Origin of the sequence: uncultured Arthrobacter sp., from assembly GCF_902805515.1 — a bacterium.
Classification (GTDB): domain Bacteria; phylum Actinomycetota; class Actinomycetes; order Actinomycetales; family Micrococcaceae; genus Arthrobacter_D.
In genome coordinates this window covers 64,466-86,156 of sequence record NZ_CADCTE010000144.1, presented here as the reverse complement: position 1 = coordinate 86,156, position 21,691 = coordinate 64,466, and the positions used below count along the sequence as shown (strand labels likewise).

The window sequence follows — 21,691 nt, the reverse complement described above, 5'->3', positions numbered from 1 at the left end:
GTGAAGCCCTCGTGGAACATCACCATGATCCAGGACACAAGCCACCGGAAGGGGAACAGGATCGTCCCGAAGAAATCCATAATCAGTTAGCTCCTCGAGCCGCGGGGCGGCTTTCGTCATCGTCCGGAATCACCGGGTGGTTCAACACAACAATCGCAGGCACTTTTCCGTCGGGGAAAATCCGGCCGCCCTGCGGGACGTGGTCCACGCCGCCGTCATTCCAAGGATGACACCGCAGAACTCTTTTAAGGGCAAGCGTACTTCCCCGTACCGCGCCATGGACGGTCACCGCCTCAAGTGCATAGGCGGAGCAGCTCGGATAGAACCGGCAGACCTGACCGTAAAGGGGGGAGATCACCCGTCGATAGGTCATAAGAATCAGAATCAGGAGGTTGCGGGGAACATCACGCAGGAGCCGACCGTACCGGGAACCAGTGGTTCTCACGATGCTGCGCCTCCCTCGTTTCCTGTCCGGCCGTCGTCCTCCGGGCCCAACCGCCGAACAGCGCCGGCGGCCGCCTTCTCGAAGTCCCTGCTGAGATCATTCCACCCGGCGAGGGCGGAAGCGGGCAGGGCACGCACCACGAGGTCCATTCCCGCGGGGTTCCGGGAGATGAACGCCGCGGCAGCGGCACGCAGTCTCCGCTTAACGAGATTGCGCGTAACCGCGTTCCCTACGTTTTTCCCCACGATGAAACCACACCTGGTGGGCTCATCGAGGGCCCGCCGGGAGGCATATAAGACGACGTTCCGGCGCCCAGATCGGGCGCCGGAACGTACAGTCCGTGAAAAATCTCCGGCGACGCGCACCCTGTGGATCTTTGCGAGCACCTAATGCGCCTCTCCTAAGAAACCGGAAAAGTGTTTGATACCGCGCGATCCAGGCTGGGCCTCGTCACGGGAAGGGTGGAACCGCTTATGCCGACAGCTCGGTACGGCCCTTGCTGCGGCGTGCCGACAGAATGGCACGGCCTGCGCGGGTACGCATGCGAAGGCGGAAACCGTGCTTTTTGGCACGACGGCGGTTATTCGGCTGAAAGGTCCGCTTGCTCACTGTGTTTACTCCAAGACGATCTTGAGATGCGTCCGGCCCATTGCAACAAGGGGGAAGAACAGACTGACGCGATTAAGGTGCACACCCGCAGGACGCTCGAAACGCCAGCACGCATCCGAGGCCTCTTACTACCCGGAACAGTCGTGGTGGCATGCGAAATGCAGACATAAAGGACTACATAACGTTAGGCGACGGGACACAGCAGCGTCAAACCGGCCGGCGGCGGGTTCCATCCACTGCATCATCCACACCTGTGGACATCCGCCTGTGGACAATCAGCGGCCTCCGGACCGCGCCGGGTAGCGCCTAAATGCCCCGGAGGACCGTCCCGGGCCCTGCTTTGTCCACGGTTTGACCGCTATCTTCTGTAGTTTCCATCCTCTAGTCTTGGCAGGGCCGGTTTATCCACCATCTGTGTACAACCCTGTGGATTACGGCCATTTTCAGGTGCGGATTGTGAAGGTTTGAGGGGTATTTGTGGTGGAAACGGACGAGGTCAACGACGTCGGCAGCTCATGGCGGAAGGTGATCCGTACCCTTGAGCATGACGATCGCGTCACACCGAGGCAGCGCGGATTCGTCGTTCTGGCCCAGGCCCAGGGGCTGATCGGCACCACAATGCTGGTCGCCGTCCCAAATGAACTGACCCGCGAGGTGCTCCAGACCCAGCTGAAGGCTGCCCTGGACGAAGCCCTGCACGAAGTGTTCAGGGAGGACATCCAGTGTGCGTTCGTCATCGACCCCGATCTCACTCCGGTCGCCGAGGAGGAGCCGGTTCCGGAATTGGTCCCCTCCCCGGAACAGCGGGAAGAGCCCAAGCCGTCGCCGACGCCGCCAAGCAACTCCCATGAGTTCGGCCGCCTGAACCCCAAGTACATCTTCGACACCTTCGTCATCGGCTCCTCGAACCGGTTCGCCCACGCCGCCGCCGTCGCCGTCGCCGAGGCTCCCGCCAAGGCCTACAACCCGTTGTTCATCTACGGTGACTCGGGCCTTGGCAAGACCCACCTCCTTCACGCGATCGGCCACTATGCCCGGCATCTCTACACCGGCATCCGCGTGAGGTACGTGAACTCCGAGGAATTCACTAACGACTTCATCAACTCGATCCGCGACGATGAGGGCACAAGCTTCAAGCAGACCTACCGCAATGTGGACATCCTGCTCATCGATGACATCCAGTTCCTCTCCGGCAAGGACCGGACCCAGGAGGAGTTTTTCCACACCTTCAATGCGCTGCACAACCACAACAAGCAGGTGGTGATCACCTCGGACCTGCCGCCAAAGCAGCTTTCAGGCTTCGAGGAGCGCATGCGGTCCCGGTTCGAGTGGGGCCTGCTCACCGATATCCAGCCGCCCGAACTCGAAACCCGTATTGCCATCCTGCGCAAGAAGGCGATCAGCGACAGCCTGAGCGCACCCGATGACGTCCTTGAGTACATCGCGTCCAAGATCGCAACGAACATCCGGGAACTTGAGGGGGCCCTGATCCGGGTCACCGCCTTCGCGAGCCTCAACCGGCAGCCGGTCGACGTGAACCTGGCCGAGATCGTGCTCAAGGATCTGATCTCCGATGACGGCGCTCAGGAGATCACCTCGACGGTGATCATGGCCCAGACCGCCGACTACTTCCAGATCAGCCTCGAGGAGTTGTGCAGCAAGTCCCGCACCCGCACCCTGGTGACGGCCCGGCAGATCGCCATGTACCTCTGCCGCGAACTGACCGATATGTCCCTGCCCAAGATCGGCCAGGAGCTCGGTGGCCGTGATCACACTACTGTCATCCACGCCGACCGCAAGATCCGCGAACTCATGGCCGAGCGCCGGGCCATCTTCAACCAGGTGACCGAACTGACGAACCGCATCAAACACAAGCAGCGGGAAGCCTGAGGCCGCCCGCCGGGGGACCGCCCAACGGGCGGGAAATTAACAGCTGTGGACACAACTGTGGATAACCCCCGGAACAACCTGCCCGAACCTGAGGAAAACCCCTACCCGCACTGTGGATCCGCGAAATGACAAGGATTTCCCCCACAGGGCCGGCTTTCAGGACGGGCTGTGGACACACAGCTTGTCCACAGGGCAGATCCGCGGACTACGGGCGGCGGGTGGACTTATCCACAGTTTCCACAGCAGTTATTAACACTACGAACCTTAAACTTCAAAAAGTTCTTCAGATAACACTCTCGTGTTCCTGCATCCCGGTCCGGACCCGGATCCGACCCGTTCCGGGTCGCTCCTCCCGGCTGGGGCCGGCCGGCCCCGTCCGTTCCGACGGCACCCATCCACGGGACCCGGCGGCTCAGGCTAAGCTGTGTTCCAAGCAGGGTTGGGGTCAACGGTGCCCTCCCGGATTCTCTTTCCGCACAGACACCGGACCCCGCCCACGTACGTCCATGTCGGTGGTTGTACTCAAGAGGTACTTTGTGAAAGGCGGCTTCCTTCCGTGAAATTCAGAGTTGAGCGGGACGTTCTCGCGGAGGCTGTCTCCTGGACAGCGCGCTCCCTTTCCCCGCGCCCGCCTGTTCCCGTGCTGGCAGGGCTGCTTATCAAGGCCGAGGGTGGAGCCCTCTCCCTGGCGAGCTTCGACTACGAAATCTCCGCACGCCTGGAGATCCCCGCCGACATCAGCGAGGAAGGAACCATCCTCGTTTCGGGACGCCTGCTCGCCGACATCTGCCGCAGCCTGCCCTCGGCACCCGTCGAGGTGGCCACTGACGGATCGAAAGTCACCCTGACCTGCCGCAACAGCCGGTTCAACCTCGCCACCATGCCCGAAGGGGAATACCCCGAGCTGCCGAAGCTCCCCGCCGTCAGCGGCGTCGTCGACGGTGATGCCTTCGCCCAGGCCGTCTCCCAGGTGATCATCGCCGCCAGCCGCGACGACACCCTGCCTATCCTCACCGGCGTCCGCATGGAGATCGAAGACGACCTCATCACGCTCCTCGCCACCGACCGGTACCGGCTGGCCCTGCGGGAAGTGTCCTGGAAGCCTTCAACTCCGGGCATCTCCACCAGCGCCCTGGTCAAGGCCAAAACCCTCAATGAGGTCGCCAAAACCCTCGGGGGCGCCGGCGACCTGAACATCGCCTTCTCCGATGACAGCGAACTGATCGGTTTCGAAAGCGGCGGCCGGCGGACCACCTCCCTGCTGGTCGACGGGGACTACCCGAAGATCCGGTCCCTCTTCCCCGAAACCACGCCGATCCACGCCACCGTCGAAACCAGCGCCCTAGTGGAGGCCGTGCGGCGTGTGTCGCTGGTGGCCGAGCGGAACACCCCGGTGCGGCTGGCCTTCACCCAGGGCCAGGTGGCTCTTGACGCCGGCACCGGCGAGGATGCCCAGGCCTCCGAAGCCATCGAGGCGACCCTCGACGGCGACGACATCACCGTCGCGTTCAACCCGCAGTACCTCAGCGAGGGTCTCGGCGCTTTCCCCAGCAAATTCGTGCGCTTTTCGTTCACTTCCCCGCCAAAACCGGCTGTCATGTCGGCACAGGAGGAAGCCACAGGCGAGGACCGGGAAGACTACCGGTACCTCCTGATGCCCGTTCGGCTTCCGAACCAGTAAGGACCGGCGTAACGCCGGCCGCCCCCACGGTAGAAAGAGTAAATGCAATGCATATTGGCCTTATCGGACTAGGCAAAATGGGCTTCAACATGAGGGAACGGCTGCGCCGTGGGGGCATCACCGTCACCGGCTTCGATCGAAACCCGGACCTGACCGATGTGTCCTCCCTCGATGAGCTGGTGGCCGCCGTACCGGCTCCCCGCATCATCTGGGTGATGGTTCCCGCCGGAGCTGTGACCGACAACGTCATCCGCGAACTGTCCGGCGCACTGCAGGAAGGCGACCTCGTCATCGACGGCGGCAATTCCCGCTTCACCGACGACCAGGCCCACGGTGCACTCCTCGCCGAGCACGGCATCTCCTTCCTGGACTGCGGCGTCTCGGGCGGCGTGTGGGGCCTGGCGAACGGCTACGGTCTGATGGTCGGCGGCAGCGACGCCGAAGTCGCCCGCGCCCTGCCGATCTTCGATGCGCTCCGGCCCGAGGGTGAGCGGCACGAAAGCTTCGTCCACGTCGGCGACATCGGCGCCGGACACTACGCCAAGATGGTCCACAACGGCATCGAATACGGGCTCATGCAGGCCTACGCCGAGGGATATGAACTCCTGCAGGCCAAGGACATCATCAAGGACGTGCCCGGAACCTTCACCGCCTGGCAGAAGGGCACGGTCGTCCGGTCCTGGCTGCTCGACCTCATGGTGAACGCGCTGCAGGACGACCCCGAGCTCGCCCAGGTTGCCGGTTACGTCGAGGACTCCGGTGAGGGACGCTGGACCGTCGAGGAATCGATCGCCAACGCAGTGCCCACCCCGGCGATCACGGCCTCGGTCTTCGCCCGCTTCTCCTCGCGGCAGGACGACTCCCCGGCGATGAAGATGGTCGCGGCCCTCCGGAACCAGTTCGGTGGACACGCGGTACGCCCGGCCCGCCAGGATCCCGCCTGAGCGGGGGCCGGTGTACATAGAGCACCTATCGCTCACCGACTTCCGCAGCTACCACCAGCTCGACACCGGGCTGGCTCCCGGCGTGACGGTGTTCGTCGGACCCAACGGCGTGGGGAAGACGAACATCGTGGAGGCCATCGGGTACCTTGCGTCCCTCTCCTCGCACCGGGTCAGCACCGACAAGCCCCTCATCGGTTTCTCCGCTGAGAGGGCGCTGGTGCGGGGGAAGCTTGTCCGCGGGGTGCAGCGGACAAGCGTCGAGGTGGAGATCAATGCCGCCGGCGCCAACCGCGCCCGGATCAACCGGGCCAATCCGGTCCGGGCGCGGGCAGCCGCAGGCATCCTCAAGACCGTGCTCTTCGCTCCGGAGGACCTCGCCCTCGTCAAGGGCGATCCGGCCGTCCGGCGGCGATATCTCGACGAGGTCCTCGTCACGCTGGTTCCGCACCAGGCGGCCCTGCGTGTCGACTACGAGCGGGTCCTCAAGCAGCGCAACGCGCTGCTGAAATCCGCCCGGGCGGCCGGGCGGTTCTCGGGAGCGCACGAGGCAACACTCGAGGTGTGGGACCAGCACCTTGCCGAAACCGGGGCACGCCTCCTTCATGCTCGGCTGGGCCTTGTCGAAAGGCTCCAGCCGCATCTGGCGCTGGCCTACGCCCAGCTGACCGACGGTTCGAAGGAGGCGTCGGCCGGCTACCGGGCCACGGTGGCGGGCCTGTTCGACGACGAGGACCCGGACGCAGCCGGAATCCGTGCCGGGGAACTTCACGGCGCGGATCCGGCGGAACTGACCGACCGTTTCCTCGAGGCGCTGGTACAGCACCGCAAGAAGGAGCTCGACCGGGGGATCTCCCTGGTGGGACCGCACCGCGACGAGTTGAGCCTCATGCTCGGACCGGCCCCGGCCAAGGGATACGCCTCCCACGGGGAAACCTGGTCGATGGCCCTGGCCCTGCGCCTCGCCTCCTACTACCTGCTCAATGAGGAGGACCAGACCCCCGGGGCGACCCCGGTGCTGATCCTTGACGATGTCTTCGCGGAGCTGGACACTCAGCGGAGGAGAAAACTTGCGAAAATCGTCTCCGGCGCGGAGCAGGTGCTTGTCACCGCCGCGGTTCCCGGGGACATTCCGGAGGAGCTGGCAGGGCGGCAGCTCCGCGTCGTTCCTGGAGGAATCGATGCCGACGCAGGCTGACGGATCGGGCAGCGGGCACACAGGGCCTGACACCGGGGGCACGCCCGTGGACGGGATGAACGAGGGCGCCGGCGCGGAACCCGGGTCCCCGGGTGCTGCGGCCGGCCGGGCCCCGGCCGGGGAGGCCGGGCTTCCCGCCGGCGTCGAGCAGAACGCACCCGAAGCGCTGCTGAACCGCCTTCGGGATGCCTCCCAGTCCCGCGGCACACCACGGGTGCCGGTCGGCCGCCGCGCCCCGGCGGCCTCCCGGCGACGCTACTCCCCGGCCCCGGTCTACGGCGGGCGGGATCCCGAAGGCCTCGGGAAGGTCTTCAACAAACTGCTCGCCGAACGCGGCTGGAACTCGCCCGTCGCCGTGGGGTCGGTGCTGGCGCGCTGGACCGAGCTTGTGGGTTCGGAAATCGCCTCCCACTGCCATCCTGAGAGTTTCGACGGGACCACGGTGCTGGTCCGCTGCGACTCCACCGCCTGGGCCACCCAGCTCCGGCTGATCAGCCCGGACCTGCTGCGCAGGTTCGACGCCGAGCTCGGTCCCAAGGTGGTCACCCGCATCTCGGTGGTGGGGCCGGCGGGCCCAAGCTGGCGCAAGGGCGGACGCTCGGTGAAGGGCCGCGGCCCGCGGGACACCTACGGGTGACCGGCGTCACCGCCGCCCGGGCGGGCCGGCAAAATCCGGTCCGACCCGGAAATCGCGTGAGCGGCGGGTAGAGGTCCCGGGAGCCTTTCCGACGTATACGGCCCCTACCGGCGTCCTGCTGTTGGCTTAAAAGCGCCATTCTTGGCCGCTAGAGGCGGGTTTGTGCGGGATTGAGCCCTGCCGCAGGGTAGAATAGAGAAGTTTCCCCGCATAAACACATTGAGGAGTCGACTGCGCCTGTGGCAAACGAGAACGAGTTGAACGCTAGCGATGTCAAAATTGGGGTTGGCGAGTCTCCCGCCCTCTCAGCAGCGACCTCCCACAGCTACGGCGCCAGCGATATCACGGTGCTCGAAGGCCTTGAGGCGGTACGGAAACGCCCAGGCATGTATATCGGGTCGACGGGCCCCCGGGGCCTCCACCACCTTGTCTATGAGGTGGTGGATAACTCCGTCGATGAGGCGCTTGCCGGTCATGCCGACACCATTGAGGTGACCCTCCTCGCGGACGGCGGGGTGCGCGTGATCGACAACGGCCGCGGGATCCCCGTGGACATGCACCCCACCGAGGGCCGGCCCACCGTGGAGGTCGTCATGACCATCCTCCACGCGGGCGGGAAGTTCGGCGGCGGCGGCTACGCGGTCTCCGGCGGTCTTCACGGTGTCGGCATCTCGGTGGTCAACGCCCTCTCGAAGCGGGTGGAAACCGAGGTCCGGCGCCAGGGCTTCGTGTGGCGGCAGTCCTTCGCCGAGGGCGGCAAGCCGGTCGGCGAGCTGCGCCGGGGCGAGGAAACCTCGGAGACCGGCACCACCCAGACCTTCTACCCGGACGAGACGATCTTCGAATCCGTCGAGTTTGACTACGAGACGCTGCGTGCACGGTTCCAGCAGATGGCCTTCCTCAACAAGGGACTGCGCATCACCCTGCTCGACGAGCGCGCCGACATTGAGACCGACGAGATCACGGAGCACCACGAGCCCGGCGAGGCGCCCGAGGATGACACCCCGAAGCACCGCCAGGTCGAGTACCTCTACGAGAACGGGCTGCTCGACTACGTCCGGCACCTGAACTCCTCAAAGCGGGTCGAGGTGATCCACGAGGACGTCATCGCGTTCGAAACCGAGGACACTGACCGCAAGATCGCCGTCGAGGTCGCCCTGCAGTGGACCACCGCCTACTCGGAGAGCGTCCACACCTACGCCAACACGATCAACACGCATGAGGGCGGAACCCACGAAGAGGGTTTCCGGGCCGCCATGACGACGCTGATCAACAAGTACGCGCGCGACAAGAACATCATCAAGGAAAAAGACGACAACCTGACCGGCGACGACATCCGCGAGGGCCTGACGGCGGTCATCTCCGTCAAGCTCGCCGAACCGCAGTTCGAAGGCCAGACCAAGACCAAGCTGGGCAACTCCGAGGCCAAGGGCTTCGTCCAGCGGGTCGTGACCGACCAGCTCGGAGACTGGCTTGAGCGGAACCCGGGCCCCGCCCGCGATGTCATCCGCAAGTCCATCCAGGCCGCCCAGGCCCGGCTGGCCGCCCGCAAGGCCCGCGAGTCCACCCGGCGCAAGGGCCTGCTCGAGTCCGGAGGAATGCCGGGCAAGCTCAAGGACTGCCAGTCGAAGGACCCGGCCAAGTCCGAGATCTACATTGTGGAGGGTGACTCAGCAGGCGGTTCGGCCGTCCGCGGGCGCAACCCCGAGACCCAGGCGATCCTTCCGCTGCGCGGCAAGATCCTCAACGTCGAGCGGGCCCGCCTCGACCGGGCGCTGGGCAACAGCGAAGTCCAGGCGATGATCACGGCCTTCGGCGCCGGCATCGGCGAGGACTTCGACGTCGCGAAGGCCCGGTACCACAAGATCGTCCTGATGGCCGATGCCGACGTCGACGGTCAGCACATCACCACGCTGCTGCTGACGCTGCTCTTCCGCTACATGCGTCCGCTGATCGAGAGCGGATTCGTGTACCTGGCGCAGCCGCCGCTCTACCGCATCAAGTGGTCCAACGCCCCGCACGCCTATGTCTACAGCGACAAGGAACGCGACGAGACGATCCGGCAGGGCCTTGCCAACAACCTGCGCCTGCCCAAGGACAACGGCATCCAGCGCTACAAGGGCCTCGGCGAGATGGACTACACCGAACTGTGGGAGACCACGATGGACCCCGACCGCCGCACGCTGCTCCAGGTCACCATGGACGACGCCGCCGCTGCCGACCAGGTCTTCTCGGTGCTGATGGGCGAGGACGTCGAGTCCCGCCGCAACTTCATTCAGCAGAACGCCAAGGACGTGCGCTTCCTGGACATCTAGGGATCCACCGGGTGCCGGCTGGAGCTGGTGCCGGTGCCCCCTGTCCGCGGTAAACATTTGAACGAAATGGAATAAGGACTTATGAGCGAGACGCCGAATGACGGAGCCGCACCCGAAGAGATCCTGGCCGGGGAGGTGCTGACCGACCGCGTTGAACAGGTCGACCTGCAGACCGAGATGCAGCGGTCCTACCTTGACTACGCCATGGCCGTCATCATCGGACGCGCCCTTCCCGACGTGCGGGACGGGCTGAAGCCGGTCCACCGCCGGGTGCTCTATGCGATGTTCGACGGCGGCTACCGCCCCGAGCGTTCCTTCAACAAGTGCGCCCGCGTCGTCGGCGAGGTCATGGGCCAGTACCACCCGCACGGCGACGGCGCGATCTACGACGCGCTGGTGCGCCTCATCCAGGACTGGACGATGCGCTACCCGCTCGCCCTCGGCCAGGGCAACTTCGGGTCACCGGGCAACGACGGCGCGGCCGCCCCGCGGTACACCGAGACCAAGATGGCGCCGCTGGCCATGGAGATGGTCCGCGACATCGACGAGGAGACCGTCGATTTCCAGGACAACTACGACGGCAAGAACCAGGAACCGACGATCCTGCCGTCCCGCTTCCCCAACCTGCTGGTCAACGGTTCCTCGGGCATCGCGGTCGGCATGGCCACGAACATCCCGCCGCACAACCTGCGCGAGGTCGCCGACGGCGTCCAGTGGTACCTGCAGCACCCGGAGGCCTCCAAGGAGGAACTGCTCGAGGCGCTGATCGTGAGGATCAAGGGCCCCGACTTCCCCACCGGCGCCCAGATCCTCGGGCACCGGGGCATCGAGGACGCCTACCGGACCGGCCGCGGGTCGATCACCATGCGCGCCGTGGTCAATGTCGAGGAGATCCAGGGCCGCACCTGTCTGGTGGTCACCGAGCTGCCGTACCAGGCGAACCCTGACAACCTGGCGATCAAGATCGCCGACCTGGTCAAGGACGGCAAGATCAGCGGCATCGCCGACCTGCGCGATGAGACCTCAGGCCGCACCGGGCAGCGCCTGGTGATCGTGCTCAAGCGCGACGCCGTGGCGAAGGTCGTGCTGAACAACCTGTACAAGCACACCCAGCTGCAGGACAACTTCAGCGCCAACATGCTCGCCATCGTCGACAATGTGCCGCGCACCCTGAGCCTCGATGCGTTCATCCGGCACTGGGTGACCCACCAGCTCGAAGTGATCGTCCGGCGCACCCGCTACCGCCTCCGCAAGGCGGAGGAGGCGGCCCACATCCTGCGCGGCTACCTCAAGGCCCTCGACGCCCTTGACGAGGTCATCGCCCTGATCCGCGCCTCCCAGACGGTGGAGGACGCCCGAGGCGGGTTGATGACCCTGCTCTCCATCGACGAGGTCCAGGCCGCGGCCATCCTGAACATGCAGCTGCGCCGCCTGGCCGCCCTGGAGCGGCAGAAGATCCAGGACGAGCATGACAAGCTCGAGCGGGAGATCACCGAGTACCAGCGGATCCTCGCCTCCCCGGAGGTCCAGCGCTCCATCGTCTCGACCGAGCTCCAGGACATCGTCGACCGGCACGGCGACGAGCGCCGCACCGAGATCCTCATGGGCTACGACGGCGACATGAGCATGGAGGACCTCATCCCCGAGGAGGAGATGGTCGTCACCATCACCCGCGGCGGATACGTCAAGCGCACCCGCAGTGACAACTACCGCCAGCAGGCCCGCGGGGGCAAGGGCATCCGCGGTGCGCAGCTGCGCGGCGACGACGTCGTCGAGCACTTCTTCGTCACCACCACCCACCACTGGCTGCTGTTCTTCACCAACCTCGGGCGGGTCTACCGGGCGAAGGCCTACGAACTGGTCGAGGCCGCCCGGGACGCCAAGGGCCAGCACGTGGCGAACCTGCTGGCCTTCCAGCCGGACGAGAAGATCGCCCAGGTCCTCGACCTGCGTGACTATCAGCAGGCCCCCTACCTTGTCCTTGCCACCAAGCGCGGCCTGATGAAGAAGACGAGGCTCGAGGACTACGACACCAACCGTTCGGCAGGCGTCATCGCAATCAACCTGCGCGACGGCGACGAACTGGTCTCGGCCCAGCTGGTCTCCGAGTCGGATGACCTGATGCTCGTCTCCCGCAAGGGACAGTCGCTGCGCTTCACCGCCACCGACGAGGCGCTGCGCCCCATGGGCCGGGCCACCTCGGGTGTGACCGGCATGAAGTTCAGGGCCGACGACGAACTCCTTGCCGCGGCCGTCGTCAGCGACGACTCCTTCGTCTTCATTGTCACCGAGGGCGGTTTCGCCAAGCGGACCAAGGTCGACGAGTACCGCGTCCAGGGGCGCGGCGGGCTGGGTATCAAGGTGGCCAAGCTCGCGGAGGAGCGCGGCGACCTCGTCGGCGCGCTCGTCGTCCAGGAGAGCGACGAGGTGCTCGTGGTGATGGAGGGCGGGAAGGTCGTCCGCTCGGCGGTCACCGGCGTCCCGGCCAAGGGCCGCGACACCATGGGCGTCATCTTCGCCAAGCCGGATAAGAAGGACCGTATCATCGGGGTGGCGCGCAACAGCGAGCGTTCGATGGCCGTTGATGATGACGCGGTTGAGGAAGCGCAGATCCTTGAGGTCGAGCCGGACGGCACGGTGGTTGGCGCTTCGTCGACGGACGCCGATGAAGTACCGTTGTCGACAGATGAAACGGCTGAGCCCGATGCTGAGTCGCCGGAATACGGAGGTAGCGAGTGAGCTCGGCCAACACAAACCCGCGGTCCAGCGGAGCGGTGCGTTCGTCTGGAAGCGGTCCGCGGGTCAATGCGCCGGCCCGCCCGGCGCAGCGGCCCTCGGCGGGACAGCCGGCGCGACCGGGGACCCGGCCCGGACTGGTGAAGCCTGCTCCGAAGGCCAAGGCGCGCAAGGCGCGGCTGCTGGTGAGCAAGGTCGACCCCTGGTCGGTGCTGAAGATGGCCTTCCTCCTGTCGGTCGCCCTCGGCATCGTCACGGTGGTCGCCGCCATCGTCATCTGGACCGTCCTGGATCTCACCGGGATCTTCGACGGGGTCAACGACCTGCTGCGCGAGATCGCCGGCACCGAGAGCGGCGGCTTCGACCTGCGGCAGTTCGCCTCGCTGGGACAGGTTGTGTCCTTCGCCACCATTATCGCGGTCGTCAATGTGGTGCTCCTGACGGCCCTGGCGATGCTTTCGGCCGTGTTGTACAACATTTCCTCGGCCCTTGTCGGCGGAATCGGCGTCACCCTCACCGACGACTAAGGTCTTGGGGCATCGGGCCGGGAGCGGCGATTTGAGGTTTGCAGAGTTCCTGCTGTAAAGTCGTATCTCGGCCCGATGAGGTATCGGGGCGTATAGCTCAGGCGGTTAGAGCGCTTCGCTGATAACGAAGAGGTCCCAGGTTCAAGTCCTGGTACGCCCACGGATCCACCACCGCAGGCAACTGCTAGGAGACGAATGTGAAGAAGTTGCTGATTGCCGCAGCTGCTGCAGCAGGCGTCTTGGTTTACAAGCGGTGGCAGGATTCAGAGAAGGAAAAGGCAGTCTGGAGCAAGGCGACCGACGAGGTCGGATAGTTCCGGGCCGCAGCGGTTCGATTGAACCGGTTGAGGCTCATCACGGGGGCATGGCGCAATTGGTAGCGCACCTGCTTTGCAAGCAGGGGGTTCGGGGTTCGAGTCCCCGTGCCTCCACCGAAGGGAAGAACCCCGGTCCACGGACCGGGGTTCTTCTTTGTCTCCGGCCGCCGCACCTTCCTCCTCCTTCGATCCCGCCTTCGTGCCGCCTCCGTGCCGTGGAACCTTTTGGCTGCCATAGGGTTGCAGGGTGATCATTTTCCTCTCGGTGCTCGGCGTCCTCGGTGTGTCGGCGTCCGGGCCCATCATGGCCGCGACGGCGGCGCCGGCCCTCGCCATCGCGTTCTGGCGGAACCTGATCGGCGCATTGATCATGGGTGGACCCGCGGCCGTCTCGAAACGCGCCGAGTTCCGTGCCCTGGGCCGGTCGGACCTCCGCAGCCTCCTCACCGCGGCGACGGCCCTGGCCCTCCACTTCGCCTGCTTCATCACCTCCCTCAAGCTGACGTCGGTGGCCGCAGCGACCGCCCTGGTCTGCCTCCAGGTGGCCTGGATCGCCCTGTTCAACGCCGTGCGCGGGTCGAGGCCCCCGGCCGTGGTGGTCACCGGGCTCACCATCGCGTTCGCCGGCGTCGTCGTCATCACCGGATTCGACCTGCAGCTCTCCGGCCAGGCGATCCTCGGCGACGTCCTCGCCCTGGCCGGAGGTGCCCTCGCCGGGATCTACCAGATGGCCGGAGCGACGGCACGGCGCACCATGTCCACCGGGACGTACACCACCCTCTGCTACGGCGGGTGCGCCGTTCTCCTGCTCCTGCTGTGCCTGCTGTTCCGCCAGCCGCTGACCGGATTCTCACCGGCGGCCTGGCTCGGGATCCTCGGGGTGACCCTCGTGGCCCAGATCATGGGCCACAGCGTGTTCAATCATCTGCTGGCCGTGATGAGCCCGCTGGTGATCTCGATGATCATCCTCCTCGAAATCCCCGGTGCCGCGCTCCTCGCCGCCGTCTTCCTCAACGAGCAGCTCCCGGCGGGAACCTACGCGGGGCTGCTGCTGATCCTGGTCGGCCTCGCCGTCGTGGTCCGCGGACAGGCCCGTTCCCGCCCGGCGGGCCGCGCGGCCGCCCGGCCGGTCGAGGCACCACCGGCGCTCGGCGGGGACTGAGGCCGCCGCCGGAGTGTGTTAAACCAAAAGGGAGCGGGAAGGGCAGCCGGATACCGGCGCCCTTCCCGCTCCCGCAGGATCGTTGAGGTCCTAGCTGGTGGCGTCGTTCGGCTTCGCGGCGTGCTTGGCCGTGTCGGAGAGATCGACGGGAGCGTCCTTGACCTTCTTGTTCGCGGCCTTTGCCTGCTCCGATGCGGCCGTCAGGTCCGGACCCGAGGTTCCGGTTCCCGTGGTAGCCGTGGTAGCCGTGGTGGCCGGAGTGGTCGTCGTCGTCGCCGTGGTCGGAGTGACCGGCGTCGTCGTGGTCGGCGGCGGGGTGGTGCTCTGGGTCACCGGAGCCGGTGTCTTCCACGGGTCCTCGACGGGCTTAGAGGCCCGCCAGGCGGCGACGCCGGCGGTGACCGCCGCGGCGATGATTCCGACGATCAGCCAGCCCTTGCCCTTCTTGGCCTGCTCCTGCTGGCGCTTCTTCAGCTCCTTCGAGGCCTGCAGTCCCGCTGCGACGAACGCCTTCTGGGCATTGCGCGCTGCCTTCTTGTCCCCGGTCACGCGGGTGACCATTGAGGCGACCGACGGCGGGATGGTTGCGCCCGCAACCGAGCGGGACGCCGAGTCGGCCGCCTCGCCAAGCTTGTAGGACAGCGCAGGGATATAGCCGTCAACGACCTTCCCCTTGGCCGAGGTGAGGGCGGGACCGGCCTTGCCCAGGGTTTCCTGCACGCGAGGAGTGGTGGTGTCGATGACCGAGGTGATGCGGGGTCCGACCCGGTCCAGCCGCTCCTGGATCAGCGGGCTGACCGTGGCGTATCCGGTGGACACCCCGGTCGCGGCCTTCCTCATGCTCTCCTGAATCATTGGAGAGGCCGTCTGCACCCCCTTGTCCCAACGGGGCTTCGTCCAGCCGTAGGCGGCGCCGACATAGGGGATTGCCCAGCCACGGGCGGCCGCGATGCCCGCCAGAACGCCTTCTTCGAATCCGGGCGCGGTCTTTTCGTTCTTCTTCACAAGTACCTCCAGGAGATCGTGACTCGTCATGGTCAGCCTACGTGCTATCCGCAGGCCTTGCTATTCATCCCTCAGGTTTCCAAGGTTTTCACTGTGCGCTGAATGCTTCTCTCCCAGATTTTTGGCGGGCACCCCGTGAAAGAATGGGCGCATGACTGCTATTCCAACCGCAAAGGCCACCATCCACACCAACCACGGCGACATCGCTGTCAATCTCTTTGGCAACCACGCGCCGAAGACGGTGAAGAATTTCGTGGGCCTCGCCACGGGCGAGATCACCTGGACCCACCCGCAGACGGGTGAGGAAACCTCGAAGCCGCTGTACGACGGAACCATCTTCCACCGCATCATCAAGGACTTCATGATCCAGGGCGGGGACCCGCTGGGCCAGGGCATCGGCGGCCCGGGATACAAGTTCGATGACGAGATCCACCCCGAGCTCGACTTCAACGAGCCCTACAAGCTGGCCATGGCCAACGCCGGAATCCAGGGCGGACGCGGAACGAACGGGTCACAGTTCTTCATCACCTCGGTGCCCACCAACTGGCTGCAGGGCAAGCACACCATCTTCGGTGACGTCACCGACGAGGCTTCACGGAAGGTCGTGGACAAGCTGAACGCCATCGGCACCGATATGCGCGACAAGCCCCTCGAGGACGTCGTCATCAGCAGCATCAGCGTAGAGCAGCTCTAGACTCCGTGTCCTACGGAGTCCCCGCGGGCAGTCCGTCGCAGGAGGCGCCGGTCTGCCCGCGGCACCCCGACCGCATCAGCTACGTTCGGTGCCAGCGGTGTGGCAGGCCGGCGTGCCCCGAGTGTCAGCGCCAGGCCGCCGTGGGCATCCAGTGCGTCGACTGCATCGCCGAACAGGCGCGCAACACCCCCAAGACCACCACCGCCTTTGGCGGAGCGGCCACCTCCGGCCGGCCCGTGGTCACCTTCGTCCTCATCGGCGCCTGTGTCCTGTTGTTCCTGCTCCAGATGGCCGTCCCGGGCCTGACCGCGGCGCTGCAGTATGCCCCGCTGTACACCGCGGGCTTCGCCGGGACCATCGACGCCGAGCCGTGGCGGATGTTCACCGCCGCGTTCCTTCATTCGCCCAACTTCCTGCTCCACATCGCCTTCAACATGTACGCCTTGTGGATTCTGGGCCAGTCGCTGGAGCCGGCGCTCGGGCGCGCCCGGTTCCTGGCGCTGTATCTGCTCTCCGCGCTGGGTGGCTCCGTAGGGGTCCTGCTGCTGAGTAACCCGTTCCAGCCGGTCGTCGGAGCCTCCGGCGCGGTCTTCGGCCTCTTCGGCGCCCTGTTCGTCATCCAGAAGAAGCGGGGAGGGGACGTCCGCCAGATCCTCATCCTCATCGCCGTCAACGGGGTGCTGGGCTTCGTCGTACCGGGCATCGCCTGGCAGGCCCACCTGGGCGGCCTGCTGACCGGGGCCGCCGTGGCGGCCGTGCTGGCCTACGTGCCCCGCGGCCGACTGCGCCCGGCCCTTCAGTGGAGCGGGGTGGGAGCGGTGACGGCTCTCCTCGCCCTGCTGACCTTCCTTGGATCGGTCCTCATCACGGTCTAGGCGGCACCGGCAGCTGTGCACAACGAGCCGGAAAGGGATCCGGCGGCCGCTCAGGCCGCCGGATCCCTTCGCTTTATCCACAGGGCTTATCCACACAGGGGAAAACTTACACACATGTAATTCCACAGATGTGGATAACAATGGGGCGGCACTCGGCGGATTGGAAGAATTTTCCCCCAATCTTCTCCACACCTGTGGATAACTTAGTGCACAACGTGTGTACAGGGAATATTGGGACAAAAGTGACTGCTGTCACCAACGGTCCGGAGCCGGGTTTTCCCCACGGCCCGCCCCCTGTCCACAGCGGCCTCCCGGGGATCCCCGTCCCTTCCAGCCGGAGCCCCGGCGCGGACGCGAGTCCGACACCCCGCGGACCGGCGTCGGAGGAACGGGGTTTCAAGCCCCGGTCCCGCTCCGCGGAGCCGGTTCGCCTCCACGCGGTGAAGGGGACTTCCGCCGTCGGGCGGACCGCAGGCCGTACGGCCAGGACCGCAGCGCGCCTGCGGTGCGCCACCCGCCGGCGACGCGGTTGGTCGAGGGGTCGGACGCGAAGATCGTCCCGGCGGCCGGGGTGGTCGATCCCCGGCGCAGGGCCAGGGTGTCCATCAGGGAATGGATGCAGCGGGCATAGAGGCCCGGGAGGAAGCGGGCGAGCGGGATGGCGGCGCCCTGGAGGCGTCCGACCACCCGGACCGGCCGCGGACGGTGCACGGTGCGTACGATGGCGCGTGCGACGCGTTCAGGGGCAACCACCGGCGGAAGAGGGTGGATCTCCCTGCCGGTGTAGTTCGCGGCATGCTGGTAGATGGGTGTGTCGATGGTGGCCGGCAGGACGGCGCAGATGGAAATCCGGGGGGCGTCCCGGTATTCGTGCCTCAGCACCTCGGCGAAGCCGAGCAGCCCGAACTTGCCCGTGACATACGGGGAGATATAGGGAGCGGAGACTTTGGAGAACACCGAGCCCACGAGGACGAGGGTGCCGCGGCCCTGTGTGCGGAAGTGTGGAAGGACGGCCCGGGCTCCATGCACCTGTCCGAAGAGCGTGGTCTCGACGATGCGGCGGAAGACGGCTGACGGTGTGTCCTCGAACGTCCCGTAGCTGTAGGTGGACGCGCACCCGATCCAGGCGTCGACGCGCCCGTAGGCGCGCAGCGCCGCCTCCATCAGGGCCCCGACGTCGGCCTCACGGGTCACGTCGGTGGGTACGGCCACGGCCCGCCCGCCGAGCGCGGCGCATTCGGCGACGACGTCTCCGAGGCTCTCCGGCGAGCGGGACGCCAGGACGAGCCGGGCGCCGTTTCCGGCGAAGGCGTGGGCCGTGGCCCGGCCGATCCCGCTTGAGGCTCCGGTGATGACGACGACGTCCCCGGGCGTCCCCTTAGGAGGGCCGGCGCGCGTCCCCATTGGACATCGGCTCCGTCAGCGCCAGCGCGTGGTCATGAGGAACCCGATAATCGCAATGCCGAAGCCGGCGACAATGTTCAATCCGTTCCAGGACTGCACGGGCAGGGTGCCTTCGGAGATGTAGTAGACGATGATCCACAGCAGGCCGAGGATCATCAGCCCGAACATGACCGGCTTGTACCAGACCGGGTTGGGCTTGGGCTCCGCTGCGACAGCAGTCCTGACCGGTGCGGTCTTCCTGCGGGGCTTTGACTCGGGCACTTATCCTCCTTGACGGGCCGGGCGGGAACGGCCGGCCTTCAGTGGCGCGGCAGGGCCGCCCGACGATTTTCCGCGCCGGCTCGAGCGGACTCCGGCGCGGGCACGGTTCCTGCTGTCGATTCTAACCAAGAAACCAGCGGCGGGGGCGGGGACTGCAGGGCCGGCGCCGGAAGATACATCCAGCGTCCCGTTCCGCGGCCCCGATGCTGTTGCCGGGCCCCGACGGTGACACAATTGGATCTATCACCCAGCAACGATTGGCATTTGTGAAATGGCTGATTCAGTCCGGATTCTCGTCGTCGACAACTACGACAGCTTCGTCTACACCCTCGTGGGGTACCTTCAGGAACTCGGGGCGGAGACCACCGTCGTAAGGAACGACGACGTCACCCTCGCCGAAGCCGCCGCCCTGGCCGAGAGCCGCGACGGCGTCCTGGTGTCCCCCGGCCCCGGCACGCCCGCCGATGCCGGCGTCATCGTCGACCTCATCCGCTGGTGCGGCGACCATGCGAAGCCGATGCTCGGGGTCTGCCTGGGCCATCAGGCCCTCGCCGAGGCCTACGGGGGCACGGTGACTCACGCCCCGGAACTGATGCACGGGAAGACCTCGCTCGTCGAGCACGCCTCCCAGAGCGTCTTCGCGGGCCTCCCGTCGCCCCTGACCGCCACCCGCTATCACTCGCTGGCGGCCGTCAGCGACGACCTTCCGGCCGAACTCGAGGTGACGGCCCGCACTGCCAGCGGAATCATTATGGGCCTCGAGCATCGAACCGCACCGCTGTGCGGGGTGCAGTTCCACCCGGAATCCGTCCTCACTGAGGGCGGCTACCAGATGCTCGGCACCTGGCTTGAGTCCCTGGGGCTCGAGGGCGCGGCGGCGAAGGCCGCCACGCTGAGTCCACTGATCTCCCGCTGACTTCGATCAGGAACTTCGATCACCGACCTCACTCACTGACCTCACTCACCGGGCCGCTGTCCGTGGCCCGGCGCCCCGGGGCGCGTGAACTCTTCCCGCCGGGTTTGGGGGTCGGTACTGAGCGGTCACGGTGCAGCGGTCAGGGGTCGTTCGGCTTTGGCTTATCGCTTGGTTTTCCCGAACCCGGAGGGCTGGTCTCTGTCTCTGTCTCTGTTTCGGTCTCGGTCTCGGGGGCGGAGGGCTCAGGTGTCGGTTCCTCGACCGGCACCGGCGCGCGCGAAACGGTGAGGACGATTTCGGTCCCCTGGTTTACCTCGGAGGCCGCCGGAGCACTCTGCTCCAGGACGGTGCCGGGCGCCGCATCCTTGTCCTCGGCGAACTCCACCCGGAAGGGCAGCTTCACCGCGGGACCGGCCAACGCGGCCGCCGCCTCCGCCTGGGGCAGCCCGATGAGCTGTGGAACGCTCACCCTGCCGTTGGAGAGCACGAGGTTTACTGCGCTGCCGGCCGGGACGGACTGCCCGGACTTCGGATCCGTGGAGACCACGCGGCCCTGCGGCACGTCGGGGCTCGGCGTCTCGGAGATCTCCCCGCCCTTGAGGCCGACGGCCTCGAGAGCCTCCCGGGCCGAGGACTCGGTCAGGCTGGCGAGGCCCTCGGGTACGGCGATATTGGCCGGACCCTTGGAAATCGAGATGGTCACCCGGGACTTGGCTTCCACCTGCGCACCGGCGGCGGGGTCGGAGTCAATGATCAGCCCCGCCTCCGTTGTGGCATGGAAGCGCTCTTCGACGATCGGGATGAGGTCGGCTTCATAGAGGGTCGCGACCCCGTCGGCCTCGGTCATGCTGGCCACGGCAGGAACCTCGATCCTCGGTGGTGCCTCCGGCTCCGACCTGCCAACGGTGTACAGGAGGGCATAGCCGGCCGCGAGAACCACAAGTAGAGCGGCAAGGACCCACACCACAATCCAGGCCCGGCGGTGGGAGTTCCGGTGCGCGCCGTCGTCGTGGTCCTCCCCGGGGGCCGGGAGCAGGTCCTCCTCCCGCTGGGAGAGGGAGGCGAGCGGTGAGGCACCGGAGGAGGGCACCTTCTCCAAGGTGCGGGTGGCGGGGGATCCGTCCTCCTCTGCCGGCAAAGGCAGTGCCGCCGCCGGAACCATCCGGGTCGCAGGCTCTACGGTCGCCAGGGCCTGGGTGGGCAGCGAGCCCGTGTCGCTGAAGACCTTGCCGCGGCGCGCATCCTCAAGGGCCGCCGCGAAGGAGACCGCGTCCTGGAATCGATCCTCCCGGTCCTTCGCCAGGGCCTTGGCCAGCACCGAGTCGAGGGCCGGACTGACCTGCGGATTGAAGCTGCTGGCCGGTTTCGGTTCCTCCCGCACGTGCTGGTAGGCCACCGATACCGGGCTGTCTCCCACGAAGGGGGGCCTCCCGGCCACCAGCTCGTACAGCAGGCACCCGGCCGAGTACAGATCGCTGCGGGCATCGACGGTCTCGCCCCGGGCCTGCTCCGGCGAAAGGTACTGGGCCGTGCCCACCACCGCCTGGGTCTGCGTCATGGTTGCGGCCGAGTCGGCCATCGCCCGCGCGATGCCGAAGTCCATGACCTTCACGCGGCCTTCGGGGGTCACCATCACATTGGCGGGCTTGATGTCCCGGTGGACAATCCCGGCGCGGTGGCTGTACTCAAGCGCGGACAGCACGCCGGCCAGATACCGCACGGCATCCTGTTCGTTCAGTTCCCCGGACCTCACCAGGTCCCGCAGGGTGCGGCCCTCCACGTACTCCATCACGATGAACGGAACCCGCACCTCGTGGTCGGGCCGGTCGGGGATCTCCTCCTCGCCCGTGTCGTAGACGGCGACGATATTGGGGTTGTTCAGTCCCGCCACCGCCTGCGCTTCCCGGCGGAACCGTGACTGGAACAGCGGGTCGCGGGCGAGGTCCTTGCGCAGGACCTTGATCGCGACCGAGCGCCCCAGCCGGATGTCCCGGCCGAGGTGGACGTCGGCCATGCCGCCCCGCCCGATCAGGTGAAGGACCTCGTACCGGCCGTTGAGGACACGCTCGGCGGTCATC

Annotated in this window: 20 protein-coding genes and 2 tRNA genes; 15 read left to right on the top strand and 7 right to left on the bottom strand. The window is 66.5% G+C overall.

The window, feature by feature from the left end:
• Positions 1-82: 82 nt before the first annotated feature.
• The 3 genes from yidD to rpmH form a co-directional block, all read right to left on the bottom strand.
• Entirely contained in the window at positions 83-448 is a 366-nt protein-coding gene (gene yidD / locus QZX79_RS13050) for a membrane protein insertion efficiency factor YidD (protein ID WP_294568732.1), read from the bottom strand.
• Complete coding sequence (rnpA, locus tag QZX79_RS13045) at positions 442-831, bottom strand: ribonuclease P protein component (protein ID WP_294568716.1); 390 nt, start codon at positions 829-831, stop codon at positions 442-444. Before rnpA ends, yidD begins: the two co-directional genes overlap by 7 nt.
• A gap of 85 nt (positions 832-916) precedes the next feature.
• A complete protein-coding gene (gene rpmH / locus QZX79_RS13040) occupies positions 917-1,054 on the bottom strand; it encodes a 50S ribosomal protein L34 (protein WP_055854070.1) in 138 nt (45 codons plus the stop codon).
• Positions 1,055-1,534: 480 nt separating this feature from the next.
• Between rpmH and dnaA the strand changes: the two genes are divergently transcribed.
• The 12 genes from dnaA to QZX79_RS12980 all read left to right on the top strand — a co-directional run bounded on the left by dnaA (position 1,535) and on the right by QZX79_RS12980 (position 14,458).
• Positions 1,535-2,944: a chromosomal replication initiator protein DnaA gene (dnaA, locus tag QZX79_RS13035; RefSeq protein ID WP_294568730.1), complete on the top strand. Its 1,410-nt coding sequence runs from the start codon at positions 1,535-1,537 to the stop codon at positions 2,942-2,944.
• A 556-nt stretch (positions 2,945-3,500) separates the two neighbouring features.
• Positions 3,501-4,625, top strand: a complete 1,125-nt coding sequence (dnaN, locus tag QZX79_RS13030) for a DNA polymerase III subunit beta (RefSeq protein WP_120165921.1) — start codon at positions 3,501-3,503, stop codon at positions 4,623-4,625.
• A 47-nt stretch (positions 4,626-4,672) separates the two neighbouring features.
• Positions 4,673-5,569, top strand: a complete 897-nt coding sequence (gene gnd, locus QZX79_RS13025; RefSeq protein WP_294568713.1) for a phosphogluconate dehydrogenase (NAD(+)-dependent, decarboxylating) — start codon at positions 4,673-4,675, stop codon at positions 5,567-5,569.
• A 10-nt stretch (positions 5,570-5,579) separates the two neighbouring features.
• The gene (recF, locus tag QZX79_RS13020; protein ID WP_294568711.1) at positions 5,580-6,764 is read left to right on the top strand and encodes a DNA replication/repair protein RecF; all 1,185 of its coding nucleotides are present in this window, start codon (positions 5,580-5,582) and stop codon (positions 6,762-6,764) included.
• On the top strand, positions 6,748-7,401 hold the full coding sequence (locus tag QZX79_RS13015) for a DUF721 domain-containing protein (protein ID WP_294568709.1): 654 nt from the start codon (positions 6,748-6,750) through the stop codon (positions 7,399-7,401). The genes recF and QZX79_RS13015 overlap by 17 nt, the downstream gene beginning before the upstream one ends.
• A gap of 278 nt (positions 7,402-7,679) precedes the next feature.
• Positions 7,680-9,716, top strand: coding sequence for a DNA topoisomerase (ATP-hydrolyzing) subunit B (gyrB, locus tag QZX79_RS13010; protein WP_294568729.1), 2,037 nt, complete (start codon positions 7,680-7,682; stop codon positions 9,714-9,716).
• An 81-nt stretch (positions 9,717-9,797) separates the two neighbouring features.
• On the top strand, positions 9,798-12,455 hold the full coding sequence (gene gyrA / locus QZX79_RS13005) for a DNA gyrase subunit A (RefSeq protein WP_294568707.1): 2,658 nt from the start codon (positions 9,798-9,800) through the stop codon (positions 12,453-12,455).
• Positions 12,452-12,979 carry a DUF3566 domain-containing protein gene (locus QZX79_RS13000; protein ID WP_120165916.1) on the top strand — a complete coding sequence of 176 codons (528 nt, stop codon included), beginning with the start codon at positions 12,452-12,454 and terminating at the stop codon, positions 12,977-12,979. The genes gyrA and QZX79_RS13000 overlap by 4 nt, the downstream gene beginning before the upstream one ends.
• Positions 12,980-13,065: 86 nt before the next feature.
• Positions 13,066-13,139: transfer RNA gene (locus QZX79_RS12995), tRNA-Ile, on the top strand.
• Between the two features lie 37 nt (positions 13,140-13,176).
• Positions 13,177-13,293 carry a DLW-39 family protein gene (locus tag QZX79_RS12990; protein WP_210252841.1) on the top strand — a complete coding sequence of 39 codons (117 nt, stop codon included), beginning with the start codon at positions 13,177-13,179 and terminating at the stop codon, positions 13,291-13,293.
• 44 nt (positions 13,294-13,337) lie between these two features.
• Positions 13,338-13,410 (top strand) — tRNA-Ala (locus QZX79_RS12985).
• A gap of 133 nt (positions 13,411-13,543) precedes the next feature.
• The gene (locus QZX79_RS12980) at positions 13,544-14,458 is read left to right on the top strand and encodes a DMT family transporter (protein ID WP_120165915.1); all 915 of its coding nucleotides are present in this window, start codon (positions 13,544-13,546) and stop codon (positions 14,456-14,458) included.
• Positions 14,459-14,548: 90 nt separating this feature from the next.
• Here QZX79_RS12980 and QZX79_RS12975 read toward each other — a convergent pair whose 3' ends face one another.
• Positions 14,549-15,493, bottom strand: coding sequence for a hypothetical protein (locus tag QZX79_RS12975; RefSeq protein WP_294568699.1), 945 nt, complete (start codon positions 15,491-15,493; stop codon positions 14,549-14,551).
• Positions 15,494-15,614: 121 nt separating this feature from the next.
• Here QZX79_RS12975 and QZX79_RS12970 point away from each other — a divergent pair, with 121 nt between their 5' ends.
• Positions 15,615-16,157: a peptidylprolyl isomerase gene (locus QZX79_RS12970; protein WP_294568698.1), complete on the top strand. Its 543-nt coding sequence runs from the start codon at positions 15,615-15,617 to the stop codon at positions 16,155-16,157.
• Positions 16,158-16,162: 5 nt separating this feature from the next.
• Positions 16,163-17,032, top strand: a complete 870-nt coding sequence (locus QZX79_RS12965; protein ID WP_294568696.1) for a rhomboid family intramembrane serine protease — start codon at positions 16,163-16,165, stop codon at positions 17,030-17,032.
• 396 nt (positions 17,033-17,428) lie between these two features.
• On the opposite strand, the gene QZX79_RS12960 is transcribed toward QZX79_RS12965, so the two are convergent.
• Together QZX79_RS12960 and QZX79_RS12955 are read right to left on the bottom strand one after the other, a co-directional pair.
• A complete protein-coding gene (locus QZX79_RS12960; RefSeq protein ID WP_294568694.1) occupies positions 17,429-18,436 on the bottom strand; it encodes an SDR family NAD(P)-dependent oxidoreductase in 1,008 nt (335 codons plus the stop codon).
• A gap of 15 nt (positions 18,437-18,451) precedes the next feature.
• Positions 18,452-18,697, bottom strand: coding sequence for a cell division protein CrgA (locus QZX79_RS12955; RefSeq protein ID WP_120165910.1), 246 nt, complete (start codon positions 18,695-18,697; stop codon positions 18,452-18,454).
• A 271-nt stretch (positions 18,698-18,968) separates the two neighbouring features.
• On the opposite strand from QZX79_RS12955, the gene QZX79_RS12950 reads away from it, so the two are divergent.
• Complete coding sequence (locus tag QZX79_RS12950; protein WP_294568691.1) at positions 18,969-19,613, top strand: aminodeoxychorismate/anthranilate synthase component II; 645 nt, start codon at positions 18,969-18,971, stop codon at positions 19,611-19,613.
• A gap of 139 nt (positions 19,614-19,752) precedes the next feature.
• Here QZX79_RS12950 and pknB read toward each other — a convergent pair whose 3' ends face one another.
• The gene (pknB, locus tag QZX79_RS12945; RefSeq protein ID WP_294568689.1) at positions 19,753-21,690 is read right to left on the bottom strand and encodes a Stk1 family PASTA domain-containing Ser/Thr kinase; all 1,938 of its coding nucleotides are present in this window, start codon (positions 21,688-21,690) and stop codon (positions 19,753-19,755) included.
• Between the last annotated feature and the right edge of the window lies 1 nt (position 21,691).